Genomic DNA, 15,672 nt, shown 5'->3' on the forward strand with positions numbered 1-15,672 from the left:
AATCCCTAATAGGGATTTTGATGAATTGCAATCTTTCAAGATTTTCTCGGTGCGGAGACGGATCGCCTGTTTCAATCCCTAATAGGGATTTTGATGAATTGCAATAAGTATTTGGCGCTAGACAACAATCTTTAATCAGTTTCAATCCCTAATAGGGATTTTGATGAATTGCAATTGGATCTTGGATTAGAGTTCAAGTTGCTTTTTATGTTTCAATCCCTAATAGGGATTTTGATGAATTGCAATCGCTGGCTTCTGAAAGCGCTGCTGTATTTGATTTTCAAGGTGCAGTTGCGCGAATGTGTGAATCATAACACAGCAAATAGTCATAGCACAAGATGCAAATCGCTGAAAGCCAGTCTCCATAAGGTGCGCGGATGGTTTAAAAATACTAGTGACCTGAAAGCATTGTATAGATGGAGCAGTAGCCATTTTTTGCTCCTTCTCCTTTTGTACACCTACCCATCCGCGCATAAGGCAAGAAAATTAGTCTGATTCCCGATCGCCTAATCCTTGCACACCTTAATTTACCAAATCAGGGAATACCTCTTGTACAGCCGGATGCACTAAGCGATGATTCTGCACATTCACACCCTTTGCCAAGGCTGGGTTAACTTCTAGCGCCATAATTCCCAAATTCGCCAACTGGACGATATAAGGTAATGTACTATTATTGAGTGCCTGAGTTGCTGTCCAAGGTACTGCTCCTGGCATATTAGGTACGCCATAATGCACCACACCCTCTTCAAGGTATACCGGATTTGTGTGAGATGTGGCGCGTAAAGTTTCTATACAACCACCTTGGTCAACGGCTACATCAACTATTACCGAACCAGGGCGCATTTGTTTAACTAATTCACGCGATACTAATGTTGGGGCCCTACGTCCTAACACTAAAACTGCACCGATGAGTAAATCGGCTTCTTTAACGGCAGCTTCAATATGAGCAGAGTTGCTGTAAAGCAATTCCACCCTAGAGCCAAACAAGGTTTCTAGGTAAGATAAGCGCTCGACACTCACATCTAAAATCTGCACGATCGCACCCATACCCACAGCAATTTTAGCCGCTTCTGTGCCGACAACACCGCCACCTAAAATTACTACTTTACCTGGCTTGACTCCAGGGACACCGCCCAAAAGCAATCCTCTACCACCTTGTTGACGTTCTAGGAATCTGGCCCCAAATTGTACTGCTAACCGACCTGCAATCACGCTCATGGGGGTGAGCAAGGGGAGTTTGTTAGCACCAGGTTGTTCTACAGTTTCGTAGGCGATCGCAGTTGTGCCACAATCAATTAAATGCTCTGTCAATTTGCGATCGGCAGCTAAGTGTAAATAAGTAAATAATATCTGCCCTTTCTGCAAAAATTTATACTCAGATATCAACGGCTCTTTGACTTTCACAACCAATTCCCGATTCCAAGCCGTTTCTGATGTAGGGACAATCTCGGCTCCAGCACTTCTGTAGTCGTCATCTGAAAATCCGGCACCATTACCTGCTTGTGTTTCTACGAAGATGCTATGACCATTTTCTCGCAGCACCCGCACACTAGAAGGACTTAACCCTACACGAAATTCTTGATCCTTATTTTCCTTTGGAACGCCGATTTCCATATATAGCCTCTGATAATTTTTTTGTTTAACTTTAGCCTGCGAATCTCAAGCTTGCTACCGACTTATTACAGATAGCTGTATTAAAGATAGTTAATCTGTGTTCTAAGTTTCTTAATTTAATCTGAGTAGCCCCAAACTCAAGCCCTTGACTATTACCCCAGTGTTTATACAATATATAAAGAATAGTAACAATTTATTAAAAGAGCGATTGTATAGCTCCCTACTAGGAAGCTTTTGCTGAAAATCAATCAAGTCATCTTGACATTCAAGCACTGCAATTAGCTCATAAGTTACCAAGTTTAGGGTAAAGCTGAAGGGGAAAATACTATTCAATTCCTTTAACCTTTACCGCTTATACCTGACAATTGCTGTGAATTCTCATATCAACTCCCGTTTGTCAAAAAAAAAGGTTTCTTAAAAATGACACAAACACAACCAACAATTACACCTAAACTAGAAGAGCCAAAGTTTGGCTTTAACGAATATGCTGAACGCTTGAATGGTCGAGCTGCAATGATTGGCTTCGCTTTGATGCTGGTGATTGAATATGTCACTAATCAAGGGGTGCTATCATGGCTGGGTCTGAAGTAGTGCCACCAACCAGCACAAGGTGCAAGTTGTAAGCTAGTAGTTAAAAGAGTTTCAACCAGCTGGAACAACCAGTTGGTTTTGACTTTGGCAATTGATAGCGAAGTGCTTTGCACTAGAATGTAAGCAAGAGAGGAATCAAAATACCTATTAGTGATGGAAATATCATAGACTTGCAACTAGTATATGCAAGGCAATTAATGACTATACTTCCTCCCCAACTAAAGAAAATCATAATTAGTGTCTGCCTTCGATGAGAAAGGCAAATTATGGGTGAGGTATTCTTGGTAAATATACACAAAAGCTGAACTGGAACCAACCAAGCTGTGATGAATGCTGTATTACCTCGTTTTTTGAAGTCAACCTACCGAAAAGAGCCACTAATCAGTGTATTGGTGACGATGGGCGCTATAGATGCCCTGATTGGCGGATTGAATGATAGCTGGTCATTGTTCGCTTTTGGTTTAGGAACAACAGGCATAGCGCTAGCCTTTAAACTGTGGCGTTTCCAGCAGCGCCGTCCTCTACCAGAGGAACCTGTGGTGCAACATTATTTGCCCTCTCGTTCTTCTAGTGCGCCTTTACCAATGTTAAGCGTTTCTAAGAAAAAACCACCTCTTTAAGAGTGCTGTTAGCGGATAGCTAAGGTTTAGCCCGTTATGAGTTGCTGTTACGCAAATAAGATTGCACATCAACTGGTGAGGTTGTCCTTTGTCAATTGTCCTTTGTCCTTGGTAAACACTTTTGACTAATGACTAATGACTAATGACGGTCTACACGGAAAATATTGCAATATGTAGGCGCGTTAGCTTAATTCATAATTCTAAGTGGTTTGTTTGTATATAAAAAGTGAGGAAAAAGTGTGAGTAGTGAGGGAAGAGGTGGGGATAATTTTCTGCGTCCGTATATTATCCTGTCATTTATGGCAGTTGTTGCCCTTCCAGTGACTATCTGGCAAGGGTTTTACATTCATCAAGCTCATGCTGCCGTTGAAGTAACACCAAACTTCCCAACTACTAACAGCTTTGCTAATGCCCAACTACTTTACACACTCAGAGGACATAACGGAACTGTTAAATCTCTCGCTTTCAGTCCAGATAGCAGAATTCTTGCGAGTGGAGGTGCAGAAAACGAGGGTATTATTCGCCTGTGGAATCCAGTAAATGGTAAAAAGTTAGGTGATATTAACAAAGCACACAAAGCAGCCGTAGAGTCTTTAGTGATTTCACCAGATGGACAAACCCTTGCTAGTTGTAGTGATGACAACACGATTAACCTCTGGAGCCTGAAAAATTTTAAATTTAGCCGCTCTTTTGTGGGACATACCAGCAACGTATTATCTTTAGCGGTGTCTCCTGATAGTAAAGTTCTGATCAGTGGAGCTTTGGATGGGATTCGTCTATGGGATTTACTACAGCAGCGCCCTTTAGGGACTTTAGTACGCTTCGATAATTTGATTTATACTCTAGCCATTAGCCCTGATGGACAAACCTTAGCTAGTGGTGATAGTAAGGGTGTAATCAAGGTATGGAGCTTGAGTACTGGTAAATTAATCAGTGAATTTGTGGCTCATTCTAATGTTGTTAGCGCTGTCATTTTTACACCCGATGGACAGACATTAGTGAGTGCTAGCCGCGATCGCACAGTCAAACTGTGGAATATTAATACTGGAGAATTAGTCCGCACCCTCACAGGACATAATAACTGGGTAAATGCGATCGCTATTAACCCCGATGGACAAACCCTTGCTAGTGCCGGCAAAGATGGGATTAAAGTGTGGAATTTAACTACAGGTGAGTTAATCAATACACTGAATGGACATACAGACTGGGTAAGTGCGATCGCTTTTAGTCCCAATGGTAAAATCCTCGCCAGTGGCGGATTTGATCGACAAATCAAGATTTGGGGAACTCCACAAAAACGTAATTAACAGCGAATACTAGTGGTCTGTCTCATTAATTCTGAAGGGTTATAAAAGTTCGTAGTAAAGACTTTAGTCCTTGATTTGAGCGATAAATCGCTCACTACAAACCTAGCAAAATTAATGCGATAGACCACTAGAACCCCAACTTATTTAAAAAGTCGGGGTTCTGAATGGCTACCGTCCAGGCTCCTAGCCTAATAGCGACTTTTATACAAAAGAGTAATCAGCACAATATCTTGTTCTTTAGGACAAGGTATTGCAAGCATTTACCGTGTTTGCTAAACTTTTGTCTTGCTTTTTTAGAGTTTTTATAGTAAAAAATCAAGCAAAGCTCAGATTAGATTTTGCCATAACTACGCAAAATCAATCGTTGTAGCAAGCAAAAGCGATATCTACGACGAGCTACGCCTACGCCAATTGTTCAATAACTGTAAATGTGAATACTTGATGAAAATACAGCCGAGCTAATATCTTATCCAGCAAATTACTGTAAGTATAAACATAGGTAAATTCAAATCATCTATGCAGCTACTTGCCACCTATAATCGGAACAATTTCTGAACTTAGACAATCTTAGAACTGGTCATCGTCAGTAAATGCACTCAGGTAAAAATTACTATCTTGGCTGAAGCAAAGGTTTGTAGCGTTTAAGCGCTATTTGAAACGTAAGATAACTTGCTACTTAAATGATGTTTAATTTTCCCGAACTGCTTTTGATCCCCATTTCGATAGAATGACTAGGCAGAACCCTAAAACTAAAAACCGCTTTTGACTGCGACGCACATGAATCAACTGAACAATGGTTTTACGATATTTCTAAGTCTGCTAGTCGAGGCGATGCCTTTTTTGCTTCTTGGGGTCTTATTCTCCAGTTTGCTGCTATTTTTTGTTGATGAGCGCAAATTAGTAGAAAAAATGCCCAAAAATCCGCTGCTGGGTGCTTTAGTTGGTAGCATGATCGGCTTTTTATTTCCGGTGTGTGAGTGCGGGAATGTGCCTGTAGCGCGGCGGTTCCTGATTCAGGGAGTACCCACACCAGTCGCCATTGGTTTTTTGCTAGCAGCGCCAACAATTAACCCAATTGTAATTTGGTCAACTTGGACAGCATTTCGAGATCAGCCAGAAATAGTGGTCTTACGAGTCGTATTTTCTCTAGCAATTGCCACAATTATTGGTTTTGTTTTCAGTTTTCAAAAGGACTTAAATCCGATAATTCAACCTGCGATCGCTCGGTATATGAAGTTTAATCCACCCGCGCAGCCGGAAACCAAACGCCGTGGTAAACGTTACCAAGTAGAACAGCAAGAAGCGATACCAAATATCTTGCAATCCGGGACTTATATTTTAGGGGGAAAAGCAGGTGTACCTCTGCGGATTGATACTAATTTTGTACAGCCGACTGCCCCAATTTCTAATACCAATAAACCCCTTGCAGATAAACTGCGCCTAGTGGTAGATAATAGCGTCCAAGAATTCCGGGAATTGGGCGGAGTGATGATTTTAGGAAGTGCGATCGCAGCAGCGATTCAAGTCTTAGCTCCCCGTGAATTAATTCTCAGTTTGGGTGCTGGGCCTATTAGCTCGATTGTAGTCATGCTGATATTAGCAGTAGTGGTGTCAATTTGTTCTACAGTCGATTCTTTCTTTGCTCTATCTTTTGCCTCGACCTTTAGTAGCGGTTCCTTGTTGGCATTTCTGGTATTTGGCCCAATGATTGACATCAAAAGCGTTGGTTTGATGTTATCTATTTTTAAGCCCAAAACTGTGTTTTATTTATTTGCTCTAGCAGCACAATTAACATTTGTGTTAACTCTTTTCCTCAACTTGCACGTTTTTTAAAGAATTAATCTTTTGTTCTTTGCTAATAACCAATGCCCCATGCCCAATAACTAATGGCTAATAAAAATCCTAAATCTAAAATCCCAAATCTGTTACTCCCTTGGTTGGATGCCCTTGCAATTACATCTTGGGGCATTTTGATGTTGAGATATTGGCTGACTAACAAGCTAAACCTGTTGATTCACCCAAATTACATTTGGTTTGTGGTTGTGACAGGTATCAGCTTGATTGTTATTGGTTTCTTCAAGATGCAGGAACTTTGGCAGCGCCGTCGCCGTGATGTTACGTCAAACGGCCAACATATTAGTTTATTTCCCCCTGGTTGGGGCAGTGTTTTATTGTTGATTACAGCGATTCTAGGTTTTATCATTACACCGCAAGTTTTTGCTAGTGACAAAGCACTCCAAAGGGGCGTAACCACCGATTTATTGGGAAGTACACGCGTCAAACCTCAAGCCTTTCGAGCTACTGTTCGTCCAGAGGAGCGATCGCTCGTAGATTGGGTACGCACTGTCAATGTCTATCCAGAACCAGATACATATACAGGTCAAAAAGTTAAAGTTCAGGGATTTGTTATTCATCCACCAGATATAGGAAAAGAATATTTGTTTTTAGCCCGATTTGTCTTAACTTGCTGTGCAGCAGATGCTTACCCAGTAGGATTACCCGTTAAACTCTCAAACAATCAAGAGCGTTACTCCCCCGACACTTGGCTGGAAGTAGAAGGACAAATGAAGACAGAAAATTTGGCAGGTAAACGCCAACTTACCATTGCCGCTACTTCTCTCAAAAAGATTCCTCAACCCCAGAATCCTTATAGTTATTAATTATTTGTTGATGACAAATGACTAATGACAAATGACCAATGACAAATGACCAATGACAAATGACAAATGACAAAATCTAAAGCATTTATCCAACCACTCGATCGGATAGCGATCGCACTGATGCTACTGCTAAGTGTGCTGATTGGGTTAATCATATTGCAAGGTGATGTGGTAACTGCTCGTGTGCGAGACTTTACCTGGCAAAATCAACAGATTGGGGCGGAAGATAACTCCTTCACCCTCACCTTCAGCCGCCCAATGGAAACAAAAAGTGTAGAGGATAACTTGAAAATCGAGCCACCCCTAGCAGGTAAATTTAGTTGGGCAGGGCGGCGAATGGTTTATACGCTGTTAACACCAGCACCTTATGGCACGAATTATAAATTGCAGTTACAGGGAGCTAAAGATAAGTTTGCACAGCAAGAAGGCAAAAATCGGTTGATCCAGGCTTTTACAGGTAGCTTCCGCACACGCGATCGCGTCATTCTTTACATCGGAACCAATCAAGAAGAACAGGGGCGATTAGTTCTATACAACTTAACCCAAGAGCAAAAAAGGGTACTTACCCCCAAAGACTTGATAGCAATGGACTTCGAGTCATTTCCAGATGGAGAGAAAATTTTATTTTCGGCTCGCGCCAGCAATAACGAAGACTTACTTTCAGCCCAACTGTACACAGTCACAACAGGCGTTTCTAGTAAATCTGGACAAGAAGCACAACCAGGAGGCAAAGTTGACCTAGTTTTAGATAGTAAAGATTATCAAAACCTGAAATTTGACTTATCACCTGATGGGCAAACTATTGTTATCCAGCGCGGAAACAAAAATAATCCCGGCGATTTTGGACTATGGTTTATGCCAGCAACCAGCGACGGTTCAGCAGAAAAACCCACCCCTAAACGTCTGAAAAGCCAACCAGGGGGAGACTTTATGATCACCCCAGATAGTAAAGCCGTAGCAGTTGCCCAAGGACAGGGAGCAGCAATCTTACCACTGCAAGGTGATGCCAGTAAACCTCTAGATTTTCTACCGCAGTTTGGTTTGGTACAGGCTTTCTCTAAAGATGGCTCTCAAGCAGCGATGGTAAAGTTTAATACAGATTACACGCGAGATTTGTTTTTAGTGACAAACCAAGGTGTACAGAAACAACTATTAAAAACTACAGGCTCAATTCTCAGCTGCCAATTTGATATTGCCTCACCCACCCTCTACTGCTTGCTGACACAGCTAGTATCCAAAGAACAATATATAGAACAACCTTATGTGGTGGCAATTGATCTGAAAACCGGGCAACAGAAACCACTGCTAGTACTGCCACCCGCTCAACGAAATGTGCAAATGAGTTTATCTGCTGACGGTTTAGGCTTGTTATTTGACCAAGTACTACCCCAGGCAAACCCCCCAGCATCATTACCCACCAACACTTTGAAAACTGATGATGGAGATGTTATTGCTACCAGTAGCCTGTGGTTAATGCCTCTGCTACCCATCGCTGATGCTGCGACTGTTGAAATTAGACCAGAACAACTCCCCTTAGCCGGATTTCGTCCCCGGTGGCTACCTTGACCGAAGAGGCGTGGGAGCAGGGGCAGGGGAAAAATAGTGGAATTACCCCCATACGGTTCGGATAAGCATTTTTCACTTTCCTTGTGGTCTGGGTAAAGAATGTATTCAAAATCTTTCTCCTTTAACCAAACCATATTGGAATTACTCCTGCCTGGATGGGTTTCAGAGCAAGTAAATTTATTTATGCCCCAATACTGCTCGGGTTTTGGATTTTTAACTCGGAATTGGGTTTGGGGAAAAGGTTAAAGGGTAAAGGTTTTTTCTTTCCCCTTTTCCCCAAAACCCGACAAGTATTGATTTATGCCCTACACATTTTTAGTCTTTACAGGAATCTTAATCACAAATTCTGTCCCTTGCTCTGGAACAGAAATACAGCTGATTTTTCCGCGATGTTGTTCGACTATAATCTGGTAACTAATCGATAGACCTAAACCCGTGCCTTTACCCACGGGTTTAGTAGTAAAAAAAGGGTCAAATAATCTTGCACGCACTTTCTCATTCATTCCACAACCATTATCAGCAATGGTTATTGCTACCCATTCGGGATCAATTAATTCAGTGGAAATACGAATTACTGGTAATAGACAATTGGGTTTTTCTAGTTGATTATTAGCTCTAAACCATGATTTACCACTATCTTGTAATGCATCAATAGCATTAGTAATGATATTCATAAAAGCTTGATTTATTTGAGCAGGATAGCATTCTATTAAAGGTAATTGACTATATTGTTTAACAACTTCAATTTCTGGAGTTTTATCTGTAGCTTCTAAAAAGTGCTGTAAAATCATTAAAGTACTATCGATACCTTCATGAATATACACTTGTTTAATTTCTGCCTCATCTAAACGAGAGAAATTTCGCAGTGAGCTAACAATTTTAGTAATTCGTTCCGTTCCCACTGTCATAGAATTGAAAGTTCTTGTGATATCTCGAATTAGGAAATCTAAGTCATTTTCTTTAACTAGTTTTTTAATTTCTTCGGGAGGATCTGGATAATAATTTTGATATTTTTGGATTATTTTCAAAATGGAATATGTATATTCTTGAGCATAGCTGAGATTACCATAAATAAAGTTAATAGGGTTGTTAATTTCATGAGCAATACCAGCAATGAGTTTCCCTAAACTAGACATTTTTTCGTTATGTACTAGTTGAATTTGAGCTGATTGAAGCTTTTTTAAAGTCTCCTGAAGGGCAGCATTTGTTTGTTCAAGGCGATCTGATTGACTTATAGTAGATTGCTCGGAAACATCTAATAACTGATTTAGTGTTGTAATCTGTGAATTAAGATATTGAAACGTTTCATCATCTGTTGTCGTTGAAATATTCTCACCTACAAGAGGCTGCTCTTGCTCAGTAAAATTTTTTTCATTTTCAAAAGGTAGTATTGCCATTTTTACGTTTAGTGCTAAAAGACGAAATAAATCGACGCTTATCTGAAGAATAGCAACTTTCAAGTAAATGCCTATTTTCCGTGAATGATTACTTGATAAGCAATTGTATTTTATATGCTTTTTAAGCTAGGAAATTGAGGAGCCACGATTATAAAAGCTTGTTGAAAGTGATTCACATTATAAATTGACGTAATAAGATATTATTTTTGCAGTGTTTTACAACATTAACTGCAATACAAAAAAAGTACAATCAGGAAAATCCTTAAATTATTTAAGGATTTTCCTAATTATCAGAAAATAATGATAAATTAGGCTTTAAAAGCCATAAGGTTCCCAGATTCATACAACAAGCGATCGCAGACTACCAGTAGAAAAGAAAAATTTAAAGTAGTCTTTTATCTCTTCTAACAGGATGTCATATCCTGTATTTCCACGGGTATAATAATGAACTTTATATAAATTTTATATGCACAACCAGTAACAGTACCACAGTTGATTAGCAGTGATAAGCAAAGTTTATGCTACCGCAACCAGATGAGAGAAGGAACATAATGCCGATTTGCATTGTAGCAGTAGTAGTTGTAGATATTTTGATTGTTTACAGAATAAATCATTGAATCAAAGTCTGTAAAAAACGGATACTAGATATATAGTCAGCCAATAGCTTTATGGACACTTTTATAACAAACATTCATCGGATTCTTATTGTAGAAGATGAATTTATCCTTGCAATGAATTTAAAAGAAAATTTAGAGTGGCTCGGATACACTGTTGTAGATATTGTAGATTCAGGAGAAACAGCAATTGAGAGAGCAACTGAGCTTCGCCCAGATTTAGTTTTAATGGATATTAAATTACGGGGTGGAATGGATGGTATTGAAGCGGCGGGAGAAATTTGGGATTGTCTCCAAATACCTTTTATTTATATTACAGCATACTCTGATAAAATTACTGTAGAAAAGGCGACACTAAGATTTACTTGTGGATATATTCTAAAACCTATTAGTCAACAAGACCTCTATGTTGCTATTCAAACAGCCCTCAATATTATTAGACATAAACAAGCAGAGTTAGTGTTATCTAAAGCGTATGAAGAATTAAAAGTTAAGGTTAAAAACTATACTACAAAACTAGCTTTAGTGAATGATGAATTAAAATTAGAAATTACAAGACCTCATCAACTAGAGTCAGAATTATCGACAAAAAAAGGACGTATCTTTACCAACAACAAGCCTAGCTCTTTATTAACATCCCGCCAGCTTGAAATCCTAAAATTAATTGCAGAAGGTCGTTCCACAAAAGAGATTGCAGAGTTATTAAGTATCAGTACTAAAACGGTAGAGGCACACCGAGTGCATTTGATGAAACGACTTAATATTTATGATGTTGTAGGTCTAGTACGCTATGCGGTTAGTATAAAATTAGTAACTTTTGATATCCAAAATCATTCAGATTAGCTCAACATAGTAGATAATATTTTTGACAGATAGAACAGAAAGCTTAGATATATACTTTCGTTCATCAGTGAAATTAAAAATAAGTTTGATAGGGAAAATTAAAACTATATTGACAGATTAAAAATATTGGCATATTCAATGCAGAGTTAAGAAGTTAAGTTGGCTTACCGACTTGATGACAAACTACTAAATTATGTGTTGATAATTTATCCAAGCTTCCCAAAAAAGATAGATTGATAGTGTGCCCAAGAAGATACGAAGCACTAAACTTACAGTAGAATCTGGCAGTTTTGGTAATGTGCGAGTACTCATCTGAACGCCTAAAAGACTACCACATCCCAAAACTAGACCTTGAGCAAACAGAATATTTCCCTCTAATGTGTGTCCTGTACAGGCAGCTAAAGCAGTGATGACAATTACACCCAAACTAGTCTGAATTGCTACTTTAATTTCTTCTCCCAGTAGCAACATTTGTAATGGCACCATAATCGTACCACCACCTAAGCCAAATAAACCTGCTAAAATTCCTGCTGCTCCCCCAGTGCCAATTTTAGAAACTAATGGGTTAAATACTGGGGCTGTATTCTCTTTTTCATTAAGGGCCAGTTCCTTACGAAGTTCAATCAAATAGATATTAGCGAGTAGTATGATGCCAAATGTAAAGAGTATTATATAGGATGGAATTTTGTTGGCGAAATATACACCTATTCCAGTAGTTAGAAAAGCTGGAATTCCTAAATACATTACTCGTTTAAAGTCAAAGTATCCCATCGACCAATTCTGCAAACTTCCAGAAATTGAAGTAATCACAATAGCAAGGCTACTAGTAGCGATCGCCTGAACGGGAGTATAACCTAGTGTGACTAAAAGAGGAATTGTGATAATACCGCCACCTATTCCTAAAAGCCCGGCTATAACTCCAGATATTAGACCCCCAGTTACTAAAATCAACCAACTAAAATCAATCATAAATAGGTATTTTTCTAGAAAAGTGATAGTGCTAAGTGGGAATTGGGCATTGGGAATTGGGCATTGGGCATGATGATTCTTCTTCTCCCCTTGTCTTCCTTATCTCCCCCTGCTCCCCCTGCCCCTCTGCTCCCTGCCTCTTCTCCCTCATCCCCTTACTGTCACCGGATGGCTAACAATGCCTCCGTAGAGCAATCCAAAATCATTCCACGGAACTGTACTCGATTGTGTGTTACCTAAATTGTCAGTAGCACGAGCTTGGAGAAAATATTCGCCAGGGACTGGGTTCCATTCAATGTCCCATCGTGTCCATGCAAATGGAAAGTTTGGTTCTCTCAGTCGTGCAAACTGCCAAGTTTTACCGCCATCTAGACTGACTTCGACACGGACAATTTTTCCTTTCCCAGACCAAGAACGTCCACGTAGTAAATGGGTTCGAGCCGAAAGCGTAGCGGGCCAAGCTAACTCGAAAGCGCTCTTAACATTTTGATAGGTAATTAGCTTACCTTTATATGGTGCGATCGCTGGGTAATCTGCACCAACCAGTACCATCTGCTCCGTTACCCACTGGGTATATATCGGTGTTTCAGAAACCTCAATCCGCTCAATCCATTTAACGTTGGCGTTTCCTCCCCAACCAGGGAATAAGACACGGCATGGCTGGCCATGATCTGGAGGTAATGGTTCTCCATTCATTGCATAGACGACAAGCGAGTTATCTGCTAATGCTTTGGCAATCGGAACTACATTGTTGAATTTAGATTTATTTGTCCCCTTTGAGTCCAGCGAATCAAAATCTGCACCCTCTACGAGTACGTCTTTTGCTGTAGATTTCAATCCAGCCCGCTCTAATAATATGTTCAGTGGTACACCAGTCCACTCAGCCACACCAATCGCCCCAAGCCTCCACCGGGTTCCAGTGAGTGGTTTGTTATAAGCCTCTTCAAAGAAGCGCCGACCATTAGCAGCACACTCAATGGCACAAGTGACAGAGATGGAAGGCATAGCGATGATTTCATCGTATGTGAACTCGCAAGGCACAGAAACGCCAGTTCCATGAATTTGCAAACGCCATATAGATGGGTCAAAAGGCGGAGGTGTACTGCGGTTGTGAACATAGAACCAATCGTTTGGTACTAAATAACCACGCCCATACATCGCTTCCCAGTTCATCTCTAACGTGCCTTTGCTATGAGAGATATACCCTGGTGGTAATGGTTTAAGTATTTTACTGCCCTTAGTTTTAACAGCTGCCTGACTGTGAGCAGGCGCAGGTTTAGTTAACCCTCCTATAGCTGTTGCGCCAACCATCATGGCTAATATTTTCAGAAAGCGCTGGCGCGAAATACCTGCATCTGTGTTTTTTTGCCAGATGCACTCATCAACCCGTGCCTGTAGATAATCTTCTTGGTCTAAGAGGTTTTCATCGCTCAAGCTATACCCCCTTGTAATTTGTAATTCGTAATTCAAAACACAAAGATAAGGGAGTGGGGAGCAGGCAGAAAATTTCTCTCCTCTGCCTCTTATCCATGCCCTGAAGAGACTAGCTGTTTATCGCTGTCCAAACACCAGTTATTTCATCTTGTGTGTAGTTGGGCAAATAGTGAGCAAATCCGTTTTTAGCTATTTGAGCGATCGCATCAATAAAGCGATCACAGTCTTCTAATGTATTATATACTGCAAAGCTAGCGCGGATAATACTAGGAATGTTGCGCGTAATTCCCCTGTCTACTTCTTGAGCAATCTCGTAGTCTCGCTCATCTGAAATATTCTTCAGTTTGCGAATGTATTCATAAGTGCAGAAAGCCCCAGCCCTAACTCCAATGCCGTATTCTTGTGCGAGAATTTCTGCTACTAAGCGTCCATCAAACCCATCAATATCAAAGGGAATAACATGGGCTAAATTATCTCCTGGGATATGTAATTTAACTCCAGGAATTAGCCCAAGCCTTGTATATGTGAATTCAACTAGAGAGTGTTCATACTTAGCAATGCGATCGCGCCCTACTGCTTCGATAATTTCAATCGCCTTGGCAATGGCGATCGCACCCATTGCGTTTGGTGTTCCAGGGTCATGGGCCCGTTCTGTATAAAAACGCTTGATCTCTAGATTTCTGGTGATATAAGGCAGGTTCCCACCACCAATTTGATAAGGGTAAGAACTATCAAAAAATTCCTTTGGCCCCAGCAAAACCCCAGTTCCATAAGGTGCATACATCTTGTGTCCAGAGAAAGCTACAAAATCTAAATGACATGGGTCATCATCAGCACGCATATCTACTCGTTCATGCTGAATTAACTGACACACATCGGCAAAAATTTTAGCACCATACCGATGTGCTAAAGCTGCGATCTCATAAATTGGGGGTCTATAACCTGTAATTGTTGAAGCACCTGTAATAGTTACTAACTTAATTTGCTCGGCTTCAGGAAGATTTTGGTATGCCTTGAATATATCTTCTATTTCTGCGACACTTACACTTCCATCCGGTTGGGTTCTGTATTGGACAACTTCGTCTCTAGTAACCCAAGGGAGCAGGTTTGATGAATGCTCAATATCAGAAACTAAGATTTTCCCAGGTTTTTTTGCCCAAAGTGTGGCGGCTCCATTAATTGCTTCTGTTGTATTCTTCGCAAAGATTACATAGTTGTCTGAAGATGACCCCACAAAGTCTCGAATGACGTTCCGGCTAGCGTCATACTCTCGTGTAGTGATGATGGACTTTTGCCCAGAACCTCTATGCACGCTGCCGTATGTGTCAAGCATCTCGTCTACATGCTGCTTGAGGGTTGTAAAGGGAGTGGTTGTAGCTCCATTATCCAAGTTGACGTAATTTACATAGTTTCCCTTCAGAGTCTTTACCCGAAAAGATAGAGACTCATCTGTGAATAACGGTCTAATTTCTTTGTCCCAAAAACTGTCAAAATTTTCTGCAACTAGCGGTAATTGGACAGCTTCTTGCTTTATATTTACACCTATTGCAAGTATGTCGGTCATCTTTAGCACCCCTATTTTAAACTTAGAATTTTTGGATAAGCCTAGCTACCACACCGCTTTCTCTAACTCAATCTCACATTGATCAGTAGTAATTATGGTCTTTATAATTACTTTATGGCTAGTAGAAAACTCTGTTATTACAATTATTCTTTAATAAATTAATTAAAAAGTGTATCCGTATTAACGCTTAAATAAAATAATTTTCTTGTTAATTAAATTACAATGTAAAAAATAATTGTAAGTAGTCAAGTATACTTTAAACAATTTTCTTGTAGTCATTAAACAAACTTGATATATTGAAGGCAAGTTGATAAAAAAAGCCTCTTCTAGCTAAGACTGAGGTTGCTTGCTGGGACTATATTTAACGAGAAAAAAGTCTGTACTAAGTTGAGATTATTCTTTAAAAAAGTTTTATTAATTTACTTATTTGAATTATTACTGCTTTAATATTGTTTTGTACGTATTTATTCGCATTTGTCAGGTTTTCTTAACA

The 15,672-nt window shown here is 40.0% G+C and carries 12 protein-coding genes and 1 CRISPR repeat array (1 of these 13 running past the window's edge); of the genes, 7 read left to right on the top strand and 5 right to left on the bottom strand.

The window, feature by feature from the left end:
- A CRISPR array of direct repeats spans nt 1–246; the repeat unit is 37 nt; unit sequence GTTTCAATCCCTAATAGGGATTTTGATGAATTGCAAT; it begins 5,711 nt to the left of the window's first position.
- A 276-nt stretch (nt 247–522) separates the two neighbouring features.
- On the bottom strand, nt 523–1,614 hold the full coding sequence (gene ald, locus H6G86_RS10585) for an alanine dehydrogenase (RefSeq protein WP_190934287.1): 1,092 nt from the start codon (nt 1,612–1,614) through the stop codon (nt 523–525).
- Between the two features lie 420 nt (nt 1,615–2,034).
- Here ald and H6G86_RS10590 point away from each other — a divergent pair, with 420 nt between their 5' ends.
- The 6 genes from H6G86_RS10590 (at nt 2,035) to H6G86_RS10615 (ending at nt 8,358) form a co-directional block, all read left to right on the top strand.
- Nucleotides 2,035–2,205 (top strand): CAB/ELIP/HLIP family chlorophyll-binding protein, encoded by a 171-nt coding sequence (locus tag H6G86_RS10590; RefSeq protein WP_012410338.1) that lies wholly within the window; start codon nt 2,035–2,037, stop codon nt 2,203–2,205.
- Nucleotides 2,206–2,531: 326 nt separating this feature from the next.
- Nucleotides 2,532–2,825 (top strand): hypothetical protein, encoded by a 294-nt coding sequence (locus H6G86_RS10595; protein WP_012410339.1) that lies wholly within the window; start codon nt 2,532–2,534, stop codon nt 2,823–2,825.
- A gap of 299 nt (nt 2,826–3,124) precedes the next feature.
- On the top strand, nt 3,125–4,132 hold the full coding sequence (locus H6G86_RS10600; RefSeq protein ID WP_190934382.1) for a WD40 repeat domain-containing protein: 1,008 nt from the start codon (nt 3,125–3,127) through the stop codon (nt 4,130–4,132).
- 777 nt (nt 4,133–4,909) lie between these two features.
- Nucleotides 4,910–5,965: a permease gene (locus H6G86_RS10605; RefSeq protein ID WP_190934288.1), complete on the top strand. Its 1,056-nt coding sequence runs from the start codon at nt 4,910–4,912 to the stop codon at nt 5,963–5,965.
- Nucleotides 5,966–6,018: 53 nt separating this feature from the next.
- Nucleotides 6,019–6,792 (top strand): TIGR03943 family putative permease subunit, encoded by a 774-nt coding sequence (locus tag H6G86_RS10610; protein ID WP_190934289.1) that lies wholly within the window; start codon nt 6,019–6,021, stop codon nt 6,790–6,792.
- Between the two features lie 66 nt (nt 6,793–6,858).
- The gene (locus H6G86_RS10615; protein WP_190934290.1) at nt 6,859–8,358 is read left to right on the top strand and encodes an Ig-like domain-containing domain; all 1,500 of its coding nucleotides are present in this window, start codon (nt 6,859–6,861) and stop codon (nt 8,356–8,358) included.
- A 305-nt stretch (nt 8,359–8,663) separates the two neighbouring features.
- On the opposite strand, the gene H6G86_RS10620 is transcribed toward H6G86_RS10615, so the two are convergent.
- A complete protein-coding gene (locus tag H6G86_RS10620; RefSeq protein ID WP_190934383.1) occupies nt 8,664–9,755 on the bottom strand; it encodes a sensor histidine kinase in 1,092 nt (363 codons plus the stop codon).
- A 668-nt stretch (nt 9,756–10,423) separates the two neighbouring features.
- On the opposite strand from H6G86_RS10620, the gene H6G86_RS10625 reads away from it, so the two are divergent.
- Complete coding sequence (locus H6G86_RS10625; protein WP_190934291.1) at nt 10,424–11,212, top strand: response regulator; 789 nt, start codon at nt 10,424–10,426, stop codon at nt 11,210–11,212.
- A 186-nt stretch (nt 11,213–11,398) separates the two neighbouring features.
- Here the strand turns inward: H6G86_RS10625 and H6G86_RS10630 are convergent, their stop codons facing one another.
- From H6G86_RS10630 to H6G86_RS10640, 3 genes are all read right to left on the bottom strand, one after another.
- Nucleotides 11,399–12,181, bottom strand: a complete 783-nt coding sequence (locus tag H6G86_RS10630; RefSeq protein ID WP_190934292.1) for a sulfite exporter TauE/SafE family protein — start codon at nt 12,179–12,181, stop codon at nt 11,399–11,401.
- A gap of 147 nt (nt 12,182–12,328) precedes the next feature.
- Nucleotides 12,329–13,615 carry a sulfite oxidase gene (locus H6G86_RS10635; protein WP_190934293.1) on the bottom strand — a complete coding sequence of 429 codons (1,287 nt, stop codon included), beginning with the start codon at nt 13,613–13,615 and terminating at the stop codon, nt 12,329–12,331.
- 109 nt (nt 13,616–13,724) lie between these two features.
- The gene (locus tag H6G86_RS10640) at nt 13,725–15,179 is read right to left on the bottom strand and encodes an aminotransferase class V-fold PLP-dependent enzyme (RefSeq protein WP_190934294.1); all 1,455 of its coding nucleotides are present in this window, start codon (nt 15,177–15,179) and stop codon (nt 13,725–13,727) included.
- Nucleotides 15,180–15,672 lie beyond the last annotated feature (493 nt).

This window comes from Nostoc sp. FACHB-133, assembly GCF_014698055.1.
Lineage (GTDB): Bacteria > Cyanobacteriota > Cyanobacteriia > Cyanobacteriales > Nostocaceae > Nostoc.

What these genes read in the sequence shown, in the direction of transcription:
- H6G86_RS10615 (WP_190934290.1), top strand. Translation starts at nt 6,859, where the DNA reads ATGACAAAATCTAAAGCATTTATCCAACCACTCGATCGGATAGCGATC.
- H6G86_RS10610 (WP_190934289.1), top strand. Translation starts at nt 6,019, where the DNA reads ATGGCTAATAAAAATCCTAAATCTAAAATCCCAAATCTGTTACTCCCT.
- H6G86_RS10620 (WP_190934383.1), bottom strand. Translation starts at nt 9,755, where the DNA reads ATGGCAATACTACCTTTTGAAAATGAAAAAAATTTTACTGAGCAAGAG.
- H6G86_RS10605 (WP_190934288.1), top strand. Translation starts at nt 4,910, where the DNA reads ATGAATCAACTGAACAATGGTTTTACGATATTTCTAAGTCTGCTAGTC.
- H6G86_RS10640 (WP_190934294.1), bottom strand. Translation starts at nt 15,179, where the DNA reads ATGACCGACATACTTGCAATAGGTGTAAATATAAAGCAAGAAGCTGTC.
- H6G86_RS10600 (WP_190934382.1), top strand. Translation starts at nt 3,125, where the DNA reads ATGGCAGTTGTTGCCCTTCCAGTGACTATCTGGCAAGGGTTTTACATT.
- H6G86_RS10595 (WP_012410339.1), top strand. Translation starts at nt 2,532, where the DNA reads ATGAATGCTGTATTACCTCGTTTTTTGAAGTCAACCTACCGAAAAGAG.
- H6G86_RS10625 (WP_190934291.1), top strand. Translation starts at nt 10,424, where the DNA reads ATGGACACTTTTATAACAAACATTCATCGGATTCTTATTGTAGAAGAT.
- H6G86_RS10590 (WP_012410338.1), top strand. Translation starts at nt 2,035, where the DNA reads ATGACACAAACACAACCAACAATTACACCTAAACTAGAAGAGCCAAAG.
- H6G86_RS10630 (WP_190934292.1), bottom strand. Translation starts at nt 12,181, where the DNA reads ATGATTGATTTTAGTTGGTTGATTTTAGTAACTGGGGGTCTAATATCT.
- ald (WP_190934287.1), bottom strand. Translation starts at nt 1,614, where the DNA reads ATGGAAATCGGCGTTCCAAAGGAAAATAAGGATCAAGAATTTCGTGTA.